The 14,698-nt window shown below is 57.7% G+C and carries 12 protein-coding genes; 6 read left to right on the top strand and 6 right to left on the bottom strand.

Features of this window, described 5'->3' with window-relative positions; translation table 11 throughout:
• The first annotated feature begins 62 nt into the window (after positions 1 to 62).
• From H610_RS0121810 to H610_RS0121785, 6 genes are all read left to right on the top strand, one after another.
• Positions 63 to 1,216, top strand: a protein-coding gene (locus H610_RS0121810; protein WP_085985502.1) for an IS3 family transposase whose coding sequence is annotated in 2 segments (ribosomal slippage) — positions 63 to 309 and positions 309 to 1,216 — 1,155 coding nt in all. Because the reading frame shifts where the segments join, the coding sequence is not laid out codon by codon here.
• A gap of 176 nt (positions 1,217 to 1,392) precedes the next feature.
• Positions 1,393 to 2,973: a hypothetical protein gene (locus tag H610_RS0121805; protein WP_028241649.1), complete on the top strand. Its 1,581-nt coding sequence runs from the start codon at positions 1,393 to 1,395 to the stop codon at positions 2,971 to 2,973.
• A 231-nt stretch (positions 2,974 to 3,204) separates the two neighbouring features.
• Positions 3,205 to 5,970: a class I SAM-dependent DNA methyltransferase gene (locus H610_RS0121800; protein WP_028241648.1), complete on the top strand. Its 2,766-nt coding sequence runs from the start codon at positions 3,205 to 3,207 to the stop codon at positions 5,968 to 5,970.
• Entirely contained in the window at positions 5,967 to 6,977 is a 1,011-nt protein-coding gene (locus tag H610_RS0121795; RefSeq protein WP_028241647.1) for a virulence RhuM family protein, read from the top strand. Before H610_RS0121800 ends, H610_RS0121795 begins: the two co-directional genes overlap by 4 nt.
• A gap of 14 nt (positions 6,978 to 6,991) precedes the next feature.
• The gene (locus tag H610_RS0121790; RefSeq protein WP_028241646.1) at positions 6,992 to 9,058 is read left to right on the top strand and encodes a DEAD/DEAH box helicase; all 2,067 of its coding nucleotides are present in this window, start codon (positions 6,992 to 6,994) and stop codon (positions 9,056 to 9,058) included.
• Positions 9,051 to 10,235 (top strand): GIY-YIG nuclease family protein, encoded by a 1,185-nt coding sequence (locus tag H610_RS0121785; protein WP_028241645.1) that lies wholly within the window; start codon positions 9,051 to 9,053, stop codon positions 10,233 to 10,235. The genes H610_RS0121790 and H610_RS0121785 overlap by 8 nt, the downstream gene beginning before the upstream one ends.
• Positions 10,236 to 10,403: 168 nt before the next feature.
• On the opposite strand, the gene H610_RS0121780 is transcribed toward H610_RS0121785, so the two are convergent.
• The 6 genes from H610_RS0121780 to H610_RS25255 form a co-directional block, all read right to left on the bottom strand.
• Positions 10,404 to 10,604 (bottom strand): hypothetical protein, encoded by a 201-nt coding sequence (locus tag H610_RS0121780; protein WP_028241644.1) that lies wholly within the window; start codon positions 10,602 to 10,604, stop codon positions 10,404 to 10,406.
• Positions 10,605 to 10,616: 12 nt separating this feature from the next.
• Positions 10,617 to 11,114 carry a RadC family protein gene (gene radC / locus H610_RS0121775; RefSeq protein WP_028241643.1) on the bottom strand — a complete coding sequence of 166 codons (498 nt, stop codon included), beginning with the start codon at positions 11,112 to 11,114 and terminating at the stop codon, positions 10,617 to 10,619.
• Positions 11,115 to 11,142: 28 nt separating this feature from the next.
• Positions 11,143 to 12,045, bottom strand: a complete 903-nt coding sequence (locus H610_RS0121770) for a recombination directionality factor (RefSeq protein WP_028241642.1) — start codon at positions 12,043 to 12,045, stop codon at positions 11,143 to 11,145.
• A 90-nt stretch (positions 12,046 to 12,135) separates the two neighbouring features.
• Positions 12,136 to 13,140 carry a YqaJ viral recombinase family nuclease gene (locus H610_RS0121765; RefSeq protein WP_028241641.1) on the bottom strand — a complete coding sequence of 335 codons (1,005 nt, stop codon included), beginning with the start codon at positions 13,138 to 13,140 and terminating at the stop codon, positions 12,136 to 12,138.
• A 78-nt stretch (positions 13,141 to 13,218) separates the two neighbouring features.
• Complete coding sequence (locus H610_RS0121760) at positions 13,219 to 14,187, bottom strand: DUF932 domain-containing protein (protein ID WP_028241640.1); 969 nt, start codon at positions 14,185 to 14,187, stop codon at positions 13,219 to 13,221.
• 94 nt (positions 14,188 to 14,281) lie between these two features.
• Positions 14,282 to 14,554, bottom strand: a complete 273-nt coding sequence (locus H610_RS25255) for a hypothetical protein (protein WP_236614338.1) — start codon at positions 14,552 to 14,554, stop codon at positions 14,282 to 14,284.
• Positions 14,555 to 14,698 lie beyond the last annotated feature (144 nt).

Below are 14,698 nucleotides of genomic sequence, written 5' to 3'. Positions count from 1 at the left end.
GGGTTCTACCCCATTAGCACGGACACTTTCGAGTAAGCTCATGCCGAGCTGAAGGAGTGTTCATGAAGCGCAAGAAATACAGCCCCGAGTTCAAGCGGGAAGCCATCGAGTTGGTTCGTCGTTCAGGGGCGAGCTGTCGACAGGTGGCCCTGGAGATTGGTGTGGCTCCGAACCTGCTCACACGCTGGGTTCGAGAGGCACAGCCAGGCGCAGAAAAGGCCTTTCCCGGAACAGGTAGTCCGCGAGATGAGGAGCTGGCCCGCCTCAAGCGTGAGTTGGCCCGGGTGACCAAGGAACGTGATTTTTTAAGAGACGCGGCAGCGTACTTTGCCAGGGAGTCATCGAGCGGTACACGGTGATCCAGCGCTGCCGCAACGAGTACCCGGTACGTCTGATGTGCCGTTGCCTGAAGGTTTCTGCCAGTGGCTATTACGCCTGGCAGGATCGTGATCCAAGCCCGCGAACTCAAGAGAATGCACGTCTGGTCAGGCGCATTCGTGAGATTCATGAGGACAGCCGTGGCGTGATCGGCGCACCGCGCATGCATGAGGATTTGCTCGACGAGGGCGAAATCGTCAGCTTGAACCGCGTTGCTCGCCTGATGGCGGCTGAGCGAATTCAAGGCTGGCCACGCCGTAAGAGACGTGGTTTTGGAAGAGTCGCCAGTGGCCGTCCAGCAGGCGTGAAAAACCTGCTGGAGCGCGATTTCACCGCGCAGGAGCCGGAGCGCAAGTGGGTCACGGACATCACGGAAATAGCCACACTGGAAGGCAAGCTTTTCCTATGTGTGGTGCTCGACTTGTACAGCAAGCTGGTGATCGGTTGGTCGATGCATCACCGCCAGGATCGGCAGATGGTGATTCGAGCAGTGGAGATGGCGATTTGGCAGCGCCAGGGTGACTGGTCAGTAATCCTGCATTCGGATCGCGGTAGCCAATTCACCAGCACCGACTACCAGCGCTTTCTGAATCGCAACACGCTGGTCTGCAGCATGAGTGCCGTCGGGCATTGCGGCGACAACGCAGCCTGTGAAGGCTTCTTCGGTCAGCTCAAACGGGAGCGCGTTGTCCATCAGTCGTATCGAACTCGTGATGAAGCACGGGCGGATTTATTCGACTACATCGAGCGGTTTCATAACCCACGAATGCGTCGTAGAGTCGCCAGGCAAGATCTGAAGTTTTCAGCCCTTTTCAAACCGTCCGTGGAAACGGGGTAGAACCCGCGTCAGCAGCACAATCATCGTTCGGATGCACTGAACAATAATCGTGGCACGTCGGGCACCAACCCGACTAATGCCCACGTTCATGGCAATCGCGGCAAACAACTCAACCCCAACCAGCGCTAGGAGTGCGTTCCCCCGGTCATCACTGCCGGGGGTATAAAGGATTTCAGATGAGTAGAGATACTTGCTTCGCCACCCAGGGCGAGCTGGCCAAGTTGGCATACGATGCATTCGGCGTACTCCCCCGCAAGGGCGCCCGGCGTACGAGCAAGGAAGCCTGCCGCGATGGTATTGATGAGACACAGAAGAAGGCCATTCAAAAGCAGTTGGCGAGGCTTGCTGAGGAAGAAGGCGGGCTGCTGTCGAATTTCGGGCAGGTGATTCAAACACTCAGCAGCATCCTGACAGCGTATTTGCCCAGCATTCAGATCATGAGTGCCATAGGCGATCCGCTCGATGATCTGCTGGAGGCATACAGTCGCTTGGTTCGCGAAGAGGGCACCTATCTCAGCAAGGCTGAAACCCTCCGGTACTTCATCTCGACGAAGGCAATTCCTTTGCTGGTCGTTTCGCTGAATCAGAGCCTGCTGAAACACCGAATCGCAGATATGGCGCTCGACACACCGGAAGACAAATTCTGGTACCTGCCGACAGTCACTGAAGATGGAAGCCTGGTTTTGCCTTTGGAAAAGGTCATGCGCTGGGTTTATGCGCGCTGTGATCTCTCGCAGACGCAGTTCCACTACCCAGGTAAAAGCCCGCGAAGCGACAACAACACGCTTCAGCAGAACCTCGACAACGCCATCAAGTGGACGCGGGGTCCCAGGCTCCCGGCGCTGCCTGCTCTATTTAGAAATTTCGAAGAATCCTTTGCTGCGCTGGCCCAAAGCGGGCGAGAGATATCCAAAGAGCTTCAGGCCAGCGTCCTCGTGGCATTGATGGTTGCTCGGGTGTCGAGCTACCTAGCGAGGGAAATTACTGACGCCTACGATCATCAGTACCTCGCCGATGTCTGCAATCAATTCCGTGATTACGCCCTGTGGATAGCTGATGACGTCAACGAGTTCAAGGCCGTATTGGAGGAGCAGATTCGGCAAGCAGAGTCCCGTGAGATTGCCCAGGTTATCCAGTTTGCTGGCTGGGATCGCTACTGGGATTTCTTCTATGCGAGGCTGCGGGGCGCAGCCGGCACTTTCCAGCAACTCCAAGAAACCGCTCTTGGCGAAGACGGGATTGAAGAGCTTAAAGGTTGGTACGGCCCTTTTGCCGTGCTCTCCATTCAGGACCTGATTCAGCGGCACTCAGCATTTTCCTCTCCGCACGGTTTTGCTGAGCTTCTGTTTAAAGGTTTTGATCTCAAGAGTTCTCCAGCAACCCAGCTGAATCAAATTGACGATTATGCTGCTCAGGTGTCGTCTTTCGGTCTGGATGAGCAACTGTGCTGGCTGGTGCCTTGGTTGCGCGGCGTCTACCACTACCGTAAAGAAGAGTTCGAGGCTGCGATGCCGCACTTCCAGGCGGCCTTTGAACATGCCAAGTACCGGGCAGGCAAAAACCAATACAAGCTGGTGAACCAGTACGTCGAGGTCGCGGCAAAAAATGATGACCGCCGGGGCTTCAATAAGGGCATTGAGTGGGCGCAGTACCTGGGCATTAAGGTGCGCTGGCTGCGTGATGATGAGCCGACCGAAGAGAAGCTGGACTACGTCTACTACATGCTGAAGATCGCCCGGTACGACCACCAAATGTAGCGAGGGTAGAGCGCTGACCGTCCCCTTCTTCGCCGTCGCTTGAGGGGGCGGTAAGCCGCATTTCAGGGCTCCTGCTGCTCTGGTGGCCGTAGCGAAAATGGTATCGAACGGCCGGCCTGGATCTTTTTCACATGCCAAAGCGCGTTCCTTTATCATCCGTGCACTTCGCATGGATGGTGGGCCTAGAGGCCCCCTTTGCCGCCTTGGCAGCAGTGACCGGAACAACCCCACATGAACGCCGTAGAAATCGAACAAGCCATCACCGACCTGGCCAGTCAGCCCTTTGACCGGGTCGAGTTCCCTTACGCCTTCCTGCAGGCCTTCGGTAATAAGGAAACCACCCTCAAGCGCCTGCGTTCGGGGGCAACCAACAAGTCTGATCTGGGCGGCGTACTGCAAACCAGCAACATCCATTTAGCGGTTTGTGAGCCAGGCAAGGTCACGGAGACGTTGGCAGCGCTCAAGGCCAGCCCGGCCACAGCGAGGGCCAAGGCCAAGTATGTGCTCGCTACCGATGGCGAGACGCTGGAAGCTGAGGAGCTGGAAAGCGGCGAGACGGTTGCCTGTGACTACCCGCAGTTTCCTGACCACTTCGGCTTTTTCCTACCATTGGCAGGCATTTCCACGGTCAAGCAGATTCGCGAGAACTCCTTTGACATCCGCGCCACCAGCCGGCTGAACCGGCTCTATGTTGAGCTACTCAAGGACAACCCGGCCTGGGGTACAGCTGAACGCCGCCATGAGATGAACCACTTCATGGCGCGGCTGATCTTCTGCTTCTTCGCTGAAGACACTGACATTTTCAACGGCACCGGCCTGTTCACTGACACCCTCACACAGATGAGCGACCGCGATGCGAGTAATCTGCATGAGGTGATGGGCGAGATCTTTCGCGCCATGAACACGCCGATTGCGCAGCGAGCTTCGGCAAACCTGCCGCGCTGGGCGGATGCTTTCCCTTACGTCAACGGTGGGCTGTTCTCTGGCGAGCCGGATGTGCCGCGTTTTTCACGGATTGCCCGTAGCTACCTACTGCATATCGGCGCGCTGGACTGGAAGCAGATCAATCCCGATATCTTCGGTTCCATGATCCAGGCCGTGGCCGACGACGAAGAGCGCGGCGCTCTTGGCATGCACTACACCAGCGTGCCCAATATCCTCAAGGTACTGAATCCGCTGTTTCTCGATGAGCTGCGCGCCAAGCTGGAAGAGGCCGGCGATAACCCGCGCATATTGCTTAACCTGCGCAAGCGTTTGGCTCGTATTCGTGTATTCGATCCGGCTTGCGGCTCGGGTAACTTCCTGGTCATCGCTTACAAGCAGCTGCGTGAGATTGAAAACACCATCAATGAGCGCCGTGGTGAGCCTGGGCGTAAGAGCGATATTCCTCTGACCAACTTTCGGGGTATCGAGCTGCGGGACTTCTCTGCCGAAATCGCTCGTCTGGCCCTCATCATTGCGGAGTACCAATGCGACGTTCTGTATCGAGGGCAGAAGGAAGCTCTGCTGGAATTTCTGCCACTAAGCAGTCAGAACTGGATTACTTGCGGTAATGCCCTGCAGCTGAATTGGCTCGATGTTTTTCCTCCTAGCGGCACGGGAGTGAAATTCACAGCTAATGATTTGTTTCAAAGCCCGCTAGATCAAGCAATGATCGACTTTGAAAACGAAGGGGGTGAAACCTATATCTGCGGCAATCCACCCTATTTGGGCTCTAAATGGCTATCGGGCGAGCAGAAAGTCGAGCTAGGAGGGATCTTTGAGGGGCGCGTAAAAAGCTGGAAATCCTTGGACTATGTAAGTGGTTGGTTTATGAAGGCTGCGGACTACTGCGTCCACACCACAGGCGCAGCAGCTTTTGTGTCCACTAACTCCATTTGCCAGGGTCAACAGGTACCTATTCTCTGGCCAGAGATTTTCAGGTCTGGCTGCCACATTATTTTTGCTCACACTTCATTCAGATGGGCCAATCTCGCTAGCCACAACGCTGGTGTCACTGTTGTCATCGTAGGTATTTCCTGTAATCCCAGCATCCCTCGACATCTGTTCTCTATCAATGATGATGGCGAGACCGTGTTGCGCGAGACCAACAATATCAATGCCTACTTAGTTGCCGCCCCCAATATTGAGGTTCAGGCTCAATCGATGCCCCTTGCAGGGCTAGCCACCATGCAGTTTGGTAACCATCCTTATTATGGTGCGGCACTGATTTTCCCTATGATCGAGGCGCGAGAGCTGATAGCCCAGGCCCCCGAGATTGCTCGCTATGTTCGCCCGTTATATGGGGCACAGGAATTCATCAACGCGGCACCGCGTGCCTGTCTGTGGATTGAGGAGCAAGACGTAGACAAAGCTATGCAGTTTGCATCCATTGCTGCAAAGGCTGCCGAGGTGGAGCTCTCCAGAAAAGCCGCCAAGCAGGACAAGGCAGCGCAGAAGCTAGCAGAGACTCCTTACCGATTCCGAGATCAGGTCACGGCAGTTAATCACTTGCTTGTCATGCCACGCGTCAGCTCTGAATCACGTCCTTATCTGCCTGTCGGGTTGTTAGGGGCTGAGTCCATCGTTCAAGACCAGGCCCTAGCACTTTATGACGCTCCTATGTGGAACTTGGCACTGATTGCCTCACGCCTGCACTTGGTCTGGATAGCAACTGTCTGCGGCAAACTAGAAACGCGATACCGCTATTCCAACACCCTTGGCTGGAACACATTCCCAGTCCCTACTTTGACCGAGAAAAACAAAGCTGATTTAACTCGGAGCGCAGAAGACATCCTGTTGGCTCGCGAAGCCCATTTTCCGGCCACGATCGCTGAGCTCTACGACCCAGAGAAAATGCCTGACAACCTGCTTGCCGCACATGAGCGCAATGACGAAGTGCTGGAACGCATCTACATCGGCCGTCGCTTCAAGAACGACACCGAGCGTCTTGAGAAGCTGTTCGAGCTGTACACCGGGATGAAGGCCAAGCAGAAACCAGGGAAGGCCAAGCGATGACGGATCTGATTCTTTACAGCTCGGAAGATGGCCAAACACGTCTGCACCTGCGCGTCGAAGGGCAGAGTGTGTGGCTTAGCCAGCTGGAAATCGCTGAGCTGTTCCAGACCACCAAGCAGAACGTGTCCTTGCACGCCAAGAACATTTTCGAGGACGGGGAGCTGGGCATCGAGGCAACTGTCAAGGAATCCTTGACAGTTCAAGTCGAGGGGCAGCGCCAGGTGAAGCGCAAGCTGACCCATTACAACCTCGATTTGATCCTGGCCATCGGCTACCGGGTGCGCTCGCCGCGCGGCGTGCAATTCCGCCAGTGGGCCAGCACGCACCTCAAGGAGTTTCTGCTCAAGGGCTTCGTGCTGGATGACCAGCGGCTGAAGAACCCGGGTGGCTGGGATCACTTCGATGAGTTGCTGGCGCGCATCCGCGAGATTCGGGCATCGGAGAAGCGCTTCTATCAGAAGGTGCGCGAGCTGTTTGCCCTGAGCTCCGATTACCGCATCCGCGAACAGGAAACCGCGCTGTTCTTTGCCGAGGTACAGAACAAGCTACTTTATGCCACCACCGGCCATACCGCCGCCGAATTGGTGGTCAAGCGTGCCGACTCCAGCCAGCCCAATATGGCTCTGAACACCTGGAGCGGCTCACGGGTGCGTAAGCAGGACGTGATCGTCGCCAAGAACTATCTGACGGCTGACGAGATCGACACGCTCAACCGCCTGGTGGTGATCTTCCTGGAGCAAGCTGAGCTGCGCGTCAAACAGCAGAAGGAGCTGACCCTGGACTTCTGGCGTAGCAACGTGGACAAGATGCTGGCGTTCAACGATCAGCCCATCCTGCAGGGTGCGGGCTCCGTCAGCCGCGAGCGAATGGAGCGGCTTGCCCACGAGCGTTACCAGGCATTCGATCAGAATCGCCGCGAGGCGGAGCGCCTGCAGGCCGATGCGGATGACCTCAAGGAAATCGAGCAGCTCGAACACACCCTTAAAGACATGGGCAAGAAGCCCTGAATGGATGCATAGCCATGACCCAAACCGTTCCTTCCGTTTCCGTCTCCTATGCCCAGAACGGACGCTCCACCAAGGCCAACGAACTGGGCATGCGCCCCATGCAGGAGCTCGCCTATGAGCGGCGTGGCGAGCAGTACCTGCTGATCAAGTCACCGCCTGCATCCGGTAAAAGTCGCGCCCTGATGTTCATTGCTCTAGACAAGCTGGTTCATCAGGGCATCAAGCAGGCGCTTATCGTCGTGCCGGAAAAGTCCATTGGTTCGAGTTTTCACGATGAGCCGCTGAGCCAATACGGTTTCTGGGCCGACTGGCATGTGAAGCCGCGTTGGAACCTGTGTGACGCCCCCGGCACCGATGATGGCGGCAAGGTCAATGCGGTGGGCGCGTTTCTGGAAAGCAGTGACCAGGTGCTGGTTTGTACCCATGCCACTTTCCGGTTTGCGGTGGAGAAATTCGGGGTGGCGGCGTTCGATGATCGCTTGATCGCTGTGGACGAGTTCCACCACGTTTCCGCCAACCCGGAGAACAGGCTGGGTACGCACCTGGGTCAGATGATTGCCCGTGACAAGGTGCACATCGTAGCGATGACCGGTTCCTACTTCCGGGGAGATGCCGAGGCAGTGCTGTCACCCACCGACGAAGCCCGTTTCGTTCCCGTAACGTATACCTACTATCAGCAGCTCAACGGCTATGAACACCTGAAGAAGCTGGACATTGGTTACTACTTCTACTCGGGGGCTTACTCCGACGACATCCTCAAGGTGCTCGACCCCAGCGAGAAAACCATCCTCCACATCCCCAATGTGAACTCCCGCGAGAGCACCAAGGACAAGATCCGCGAGGTGGAGCACATCATCGAAGAGCTGGGCGAGTGGCAAGGCACCGATCCGGTGACGGGTTTCCAACTGGTGAAGACGGCCGATGGGCACGTGCTGCGCATTGCAGACCTGGTCGATGACGACCCGGCCAAGCGCGATAAAGTCTCGGCTGCCCTGAAGGACCCGGCTCAGAAGAACAACCGCGATCATGTCGATATCATCATCGCGCTGGGCATGGCCAAAGAGGGCTTCGACTGGATCTGGTGCGAGCACGCCCTCACAGTTGGCTACCGTTCCAGCCTGACCGAGATTGTGCAGATCATTGGGCGGGCTACACGCGATGCACCCGGCAAAGCACGGGCGCGCTTCACCAACCTGATCGCCGAGCCAGATGCCAGCGAGAAGCTGGTGGCCGAGGCGGTGAACGATACCCTCAAGGCGATTGCTGCCAGCCTACTGATGGAGCAGGTTTTGGCGCCGCGTTTTGAGTTCAAGCCGAAGACTCCCACCTCTGGGCCGCAGGAAGGATTTGACTACGGCGATGCGGGTTATCAGCCCGACAAGTGCAACGTAGGTTTCAACCCTGAAACCGGGCAACTGCAGATCGAGATCAAAGGTTTGGCTGAGCCCAAGAGCCCTGAGGCGAGCCGCATCTGCCAGGAAGACTTGAACGAGGTGATAGCCAGCTTCGTGCAGGACAAGACCAACATCGAGCGTGGCCTGTTCGACGAGGAGCTGGTTCCCGAAGAACTGACCCAGCTGCGTATGGGCAAGATTATCCGCGACAAGTACCCCGAGCTGGATGCCGAGGATCAAGAAGCAGTTCGCCAGCACGCCATTGCGGCGCTGAATCTGACCCAGCAAGCCAAGCAGCTGGTGGCGGGCGCAGATCTGCAGGGGAGCACGAACGCGGGTGCCGCACCGAGCAGCACGGCGCTGATCGAGGGAATCAGAAAGTTCTCGATGGATGTTCGAGAACTGGATATTGACCTGATCGACCGGATTAATCCTTTCAGCGAGGCGTACGCCATTCTGGCCAAGACCATGAGCGAGGACAGCCTCAAGCAGGTCGCTGCGGTGATCGGTGCCAAGCGCACTCGGCTGACGCCAGAAGAGGCCAAAGATCTCGCTATACGAGCGGTAAAATTCAAGAAGGATCATGGGCGGGTACCTTCGCTGACTGCTCAAGACCCCTGGGAGCGGAGCATGGCAGAAGGCGCCGCAGCCTTTATGCGTTTCAAGAAAGAGGGCCGTTATGGCTAACGAATTTGATCTGGATGAGCTGGAAGCGGAGCTTTCCGATTTCGCCACGTCAGACAAGAAGAAGGCGCGCACTCCTCGCGCGGAGCGCATCATCGCCGGCTTCGAAGATATTCAACGCTTTGTTGAGGAGCACGGACACGCACCGCGCCACGGGGACGATAAAGACATCTTCGAGCGCCTGTATGCCGTGCGCCTGGATCGTCTGCGTGAGCAGGAAGAATGCCGCAACCTGCTAACGCCCTTCGACCACCAGGGCCTATTGAATGCGCTTGAGGTGCGGGAGCCGCAAGGCGACTACAGCATGACGGACGATGAGCTGCTGGCGGAGCTGGCCGGCGATGACGAGGGTTCGGATATTCAGAACCTCCGTTACGTTCGCAGCAATGCCGAAAAGCGTGAGGCCGAGGAGATTGCACAGCGCGAGCGTTGCGAGGACTTTGAGCGTTTCCAGCCGCTGTTTGAACAGGTGCAGCGCGAGCTGCAGGCGGGCGTTCGAATTACTCGCACCTTTATCCGGGATGCGAGCATCGAGGAGGGCCAATTCTTCATCCTCGGTGGGCAGACCGTTTATGTTGCGGAGGTCGGTGAGCCAATCAAGGCGCCGAATGGTGAGAGCGATGCCCGGCTAAGGGTGATCTATTCCAACGGTACGGAAAGCAATCTACTGCGTAGATCCTTGCAGCGAGCACTCTACAAGGACGATGCCGGTCGGCGCATTACCGAGGCGGATGCAGGTCCGTTGTTTGGCGACGCATCGGAACCCGATGACATCGAGAGCGGCACCATCTACGTGCTGCGCAGCCACTCAACGCACCCTTTCGTGGCTGAGCATCGCAAGCTGATCCACAAGATCGGTGTCACCGGTGGCAAAGTGGAAACACGTATCGCCGGGGCTGATAAGGATGCCACCTACCTGTTGGCGGATGTTGAGGTGGTCGCCACCTATAAACTGCACAACATCAACCGGACGCGGATGGAAAACCTCTTCCACCGCCTGTTCAGCCCTGCCCAGATTGAGCTGACGATCCCTGATCGCTTCGGAAATCCAGTCAAACCTAGAGAGTGGTTTCTCGTGCCGCTGCACGTTATCAACGAGGCTGTTGAGCGTATTCGCGATGGTTCAATTGCAGGCGTGATGTATGACCCGCAGTCCGCACGGCTCATCACGCAAGGTTAGCTTTGCTGCAGGGCGGGGCTTCTTGGTCTCTTGCCATACCCACTGCAGCATTTGCGTGCAAAAAAAAAGAGGGAGCAGCTGCTCCCTCTGTTGATCAGAACAAAGCAGGATGATCCAAACAACGGAGCTGTCAGTAACCCCGATTCGTTGGCTTCATCCTTGTGGATTTTATGTGTGAGTCTCCGCTGGCGCGATTGATGGTCTAGCTACTTCCCATAGTCGGCAGAAGGTCCAGCAGGCCAGCACCACCGCGATCAGCAGCGGCGGAAAACGCACCATCAGAATCACCAGCAGTAACATCGCCAGACAACCCGCGAGGATGCCGGCAAACACGAACACGGCAACGAAGGTTCGTAGCAGTAGCTTCATCTTGTTCGTCTCCTACAGGTAGCCCTGTTCCGCCAGCGACACGCAGCCTTCATGGCCCACGATGATGTGATCCAACGTCCGCACTCCGACCAGATCCAGGGCCTCCTTCAGTTTGTTGGTCAGCGTACGATCCGCCTGGCTGGGCTCGGGATCGCCGGAGGGATGGTTGTGCACCAGGATCATGGCGGCGGCGTTGTGCTCCAAGGCAATCTTGATGACTTCCCTGGGGTAGACGCTTGCACCATCCAAGGTGCCCCTGAACAGCTCGTGGAACGCAATGACCCGGTGCTTGCTGTCCAGCATCAGCAGAGCGAAGACCTCGTATTCATAGGCCTCCAGCAAGGCCTGCAGGTGGCTGAATACATCCCGTGGCGCGGTAAGTTGTCGTCCCCGTCGTAGGCGCAGGCTGGCCAGCTGTTTGGCCATCAGCAGGATGTCGGCCTCGGTGACCGGTGATTCGATCAGGTAGGTGCCAGCGGTCTCACCGGCCTTGATTTTGTGCAGTCTCATAACAGCTCCTTTGGCCGGGTGGCCAGACTCAGGCATTCAGGGATTGGTGCTGGGCTTCCAGCTTTTCAGCTAGGCTGGGTTTGCCCAAAGGCTGCGTAGTGGATCTGGAACGTTTTTCATCGCTGCTGCTTTCAGCAGGGAAGAACTCCTCGACGATGGCGCCGACGTCCTCCTCACTGTCCTCGAAGGCGCCGTTGCCGAAACCGCGCTTTGCCGCTTCGTCTAGCGCGTTCTGATCGAAGCCCGCCGCTTGCCGCTGTTCATCAAGCTCACCGGCCAAGCGCAGTGCTTCGGTCATGTCCATGCCGCTGCGTACCGTCAGGTCGGCGTAGAAGATCGGCGTGCCATGGCTCTGGCGAGTGGACTTGCCACGCAGACGCAGTTCCAGCGGCAGGCAAGCCAAGCGGTTGCCGGAGATGGCCTGGAAGTAATGCAACCGAGCGGCCAGGGTGCGGATGCTGTTGAAGCCAGTGGTGCGGAACACAAAGCTGCCCAGCGGATCCTCATCACCAATGACCACGTTCAGCCGGCCGTAAGGCTTGCAGGCACCGCCTTTGGCCAGCGAGCAAGCATCCGGTGAAGGGCAGGGCAGTGACTGCATGCCGTCCTGGGTAATCCGCTTGCAAGTCTCGCCATTGCCTACGCAAACAGGTCGCCCGGTTTGCCGGTCGAAGAGTGTGTAATCCGCGCGGAAATTCAGTTCCGGCTCGTTGAATAGCAGGCGTACCGGAATGCTGCGCAGCTTGTCGTCCTTGCCTTGGCGCAGCTCATCATTGAGCGGATGCACCAGCCAGCCGTCGCGGCTCTGTACCTGGGAAGTGATGGTGAACTGATCATCCTTTTCCGGCAGGCGCTTGCCGTTTTTCTCGATGACCTTGCCGATGGAAATCCGCCCGAGCACCGGCGGAGTAATAGCCAGACCTTTGAGCATGGTGGTCTCCTGAAAATGAAAAAAGGCCAGCCACGCAGCGCGAACTGCATGGGCTGGCCAAGGGGAAGGAGTGATGAAAAGAGGTTGGAATCAGCCGACCAGGAAGCGCCGTGCGCCGGGTTTAACCAGCGAGTATTTGGCTTTCAGGTGCGGTCTCTCCTGAAGTAGCCGGGCTACGTCGAAGCCGACGCTGTCTTTGGCTTTGCGCCAACTGATGTACCCATTGGTGAACTCAGCCCGACTGGCATCGCCCATGGCCTGTTGCAGCATCTGCTTGAGCTGGGCTTCACGCTTTTCCTTATTGGCAATCGCTTGGCGCAGTGCTTTGAGCTCAATGTAGGCCGCTGACAATCCAGCATGACCACTGAAATCCACGGTCTCGCCTGAATCCGTTGGGAAAAGGCAGCGCAGGGCGGTCTCGGCGGAAGCTGTGCCGTCGGCGGGTGGTGGTGTATCGGTTTCCACGTACTGCCAGAAGCGCCGTTCGAGCTCGATCAGGCGAGCAATCATTTGTTCATCCCGCTCTATGCGATGGATCTCCAGATGCTGCCCTCCGAGCACAACCGCCACATCTGCTGCCTGTTTGCCCGTGACGGCGAGCTGGTGCATCACCTGCAACTGCACATATTCGGGCACGCCCTCTTTCCAGAGGCGTGCCCCGTTTATGCCGGCTGTCTTGCATTCGAGGATCTGCACGTCGTCGGCACCGATAACCTCCCGGTCAATATTGGCCAACATCCAGGACAACTCAGGATCCGGGTGCTGCAGCACGGCATTGACGCGGCGGACCTTGTTCTTGGTGCGCTTGCTGTAATGCCAGGCCACGATGGGCTCTAGGACGTTGCCCCAGTACATCGGGCTGTCCTCATCATCGGGATCGGTTTTTGGTAATCCGGTGTCGCGCCCGGTCTTTTCCAGCCACAGCTCCAGTTGCGATTTGTAGGGGTTGAGGCCGACGGCTGCAGCTGCATCGGAACTGCCGATGCCTTGCTTGCGGATCTGCAGCCAGTCTTCGCGAGGCAATTCCTTGGTGCTAATCAGGCGTAGAGCTGGTCGAGATTTGCTGGGGCTGCGGTTCAATGAAGTGGCTTTCATCATGCTTCTCCTGCAGACATAAAAACGCCCAGCCAGCACGAAGCTGACCGGGCGATACGGTTGAGGTGGGGAGACGGGTTAGGCGGCGAGTTGCAGCGCTGCATCCAGGGCGCGTTGCTTGATCTGTGCGCCTTGGCCGAACCAGGCAGAGTCCAGCCGGTATTCCGTGCTGCGTGCACGCCGTTCGTGATCGACGTATTCGGTTACGGCATTGAGCAAACCCCAGGCGGTGCCTTTGGCCGACTCCAACTGACTGCCCCGGCCACGGCCTTCGTACAGCTCCTGAACCTTGCGCAGGGCGCGTTCGTTGGGTAGCTGTTCAGGAAGCTGGCCGGTCGGACTGACCTCGCACATGACGTTCATAAAGAAGCCCATTGCCTCATGCCACTGCACCTTGCGCTCAGCCAGATGGCGCATGCGATACATGAAATCGTCCCATTGCGAGACGGCGATGCCGAGCTGCTTCTTCACCAGATTCGGATCGAAGCGAGTGTTGTGCGGCACCTTGATCGCTCGGCTGGTGCCGTCCAGGGCGATGGTCAGGGTGTTGTTGCAGACCACGCGAACAGTGGTCGGCGTTGCGGTGGTGGCCAAGGTGCCGTCGCATGACGTAGCCAATAGCAGGTAGCCGTTGACCTGGTCGTTACCCTTGATCGCCGTACCTTGCCCAGTGCGTGCAAGCGCCCAGAACTTGCGCCCACCCTTGAGCACGCCAGCTGTCTCCAGCTCATAGCCGGAGACCTCGGTTAGATCCCGGTAAAACTCCAGTACCTCGCGTGGCTGCACGGTGTGATAACGCTTGGAGACCACTGACAGCGGGGCTTTGTTATCCGAGCGATAGAGCACCTTCTGCTCAGGGAAGGAATGAATCGTACCGAGGTGGCCGATGGCGTCCGATTTGAAATGAACGGGGCTTTCCAAGATTTGCCAGTCCATGCCGGCTTCACGTTGCCAGACCTCGATAGGTTGCTTTTGCGGCAGGTTGTTGCCCAGGCCATGCCAAGGAGTAGTGCCGGCGTAGGCCATGGTTTCGACGAGATGAGCCATGAGAACGATTCCTTTGGGTGCGCGCCGGCATAAGCGCTGCGCAGAGCGCAGCACCGGCTGGGAGTTAGAGGAAAGAGGGAGTGGAGCCGTCTGGTCAGGTCGGCAGGTTGAAGCGATGCCCGCAGAGCAGGCAGAGGTTGTTAGCCAGGACGTGGCGATCGAGCTTGTGGCCAAGCTGAGCGCCGAGCGCGCAGCCACCGACGCCACCGGCCAGTCCGCCGAGGATGGCGCCTGAGATTGAACCGATGGTGATGCCGACAGGGCCGGCAATAGCGCCAATAGCCGCCCCGGCTTGACCGCCAGCCAGCGCAGCACTGACGCCACGAGCAGCACCGCCGACCGTGCCGACGGCGGCAGCGATCTTCATGGCGTGGTGGAAGGAAGCGACTTTTGGAGAGCGACAGCGGGGGCATTGCAATGACATGGGGTGGACCTTCTTGGTGGTGATGTCATTGCGGTTATGTAGGGCTGAGATTTTTTTGAATCGAATGGCCGGCTTTCAGGCGCGTAT

Origin of the sequence: Stutzerimonas azotifigens DSM 17556 (assembly GCF_000425625.1) — a bacterium.
Classification (GTDB): Bacteria; Pseudomonadota; Gammaproteobacteria; order Pseudomonadales; family Pseudomonadaceae; genus Stutzerimonas; species Stutzerimonas azotifigens.
This window is presented reverse-complemented; position numbering and strand designations above follow the sequence as displayed.

Coding starts and splice junctions, on each gene's coding strand:
- H610_RS0121800 (WP_028241648.1), top strand. CDS start 3,205: ATGAACGCCGTAGAAATCGAACAAGCCATCACCGACCTGGCCAGTCAG.
- H610_RS0121780 (WP_028241644.1), bottom strand. CDS start 10,604: ATGAAGCTACTGCTACGAACCTTCGTTGCCGTGTTCGTGTTTGCCGGC.
- H610_RS0121795 (WP_028241647.1), top strand. CDS start 5,967: ATGACGGATCTGATTCTTTACAGCTCGGAAGATGGCCAAACACGTCTG.
- H610_RS0121790 (WP_028241646.1), top strand. CDS start 6,992: ATGACCCAAACCGTTCCTTCCGTTTCCGTCTCCTATGCCCAGAACGGA.
- H610_RS0121765 (WP_028241641.1), bottom strand. CDS start 13,140: ATGAAAGCCACTTCATTGAACCGCAGCCCCAGCAAATCTCGACCAGCT.
- H610_RS0121785 (WP_028241645.1), top strand. CDS start 9,051: ATGGCTAACGAATTTGATCTGGATGAGCTGGAAGCGGAGCTTTCCGAT.
- H610_RS0121805 (WP_028241649.1), top strand. CDS start 1,393: ATGAGTAGAGATACTTGCTTCGCCACCCAGGGCGAGCTGGCCAAGTTG.
- H610_RS0121770 (WP_028241642.1), bottom strand. CDS start 12,045: ATGCTCAAAGGTCTGGCTATTACTCCGCCGGTGCTCGGGCGGATTTCC.
- H610_RS0121760 (WP_028241640.1), bottom strand. CDS start 14,187: ATGGCTCATCTCGTCGAAACCATGGCCTACGCCGGCACTACTCCTTGG.
- radC (WP_028241643.1), bottom strand. CDS start 11,114: ATGAGACTGCACAAAATCAAGGCCGGTGAGACCGCTGGCACCTACCTG.
- H610_RS25255 (WP_236614338.1), bottom strand. CDS start 14,554: ATGAAGATCGCTGCCGCCGTCGGCACGGTCGGCGGTGCTGCTCGTGGC.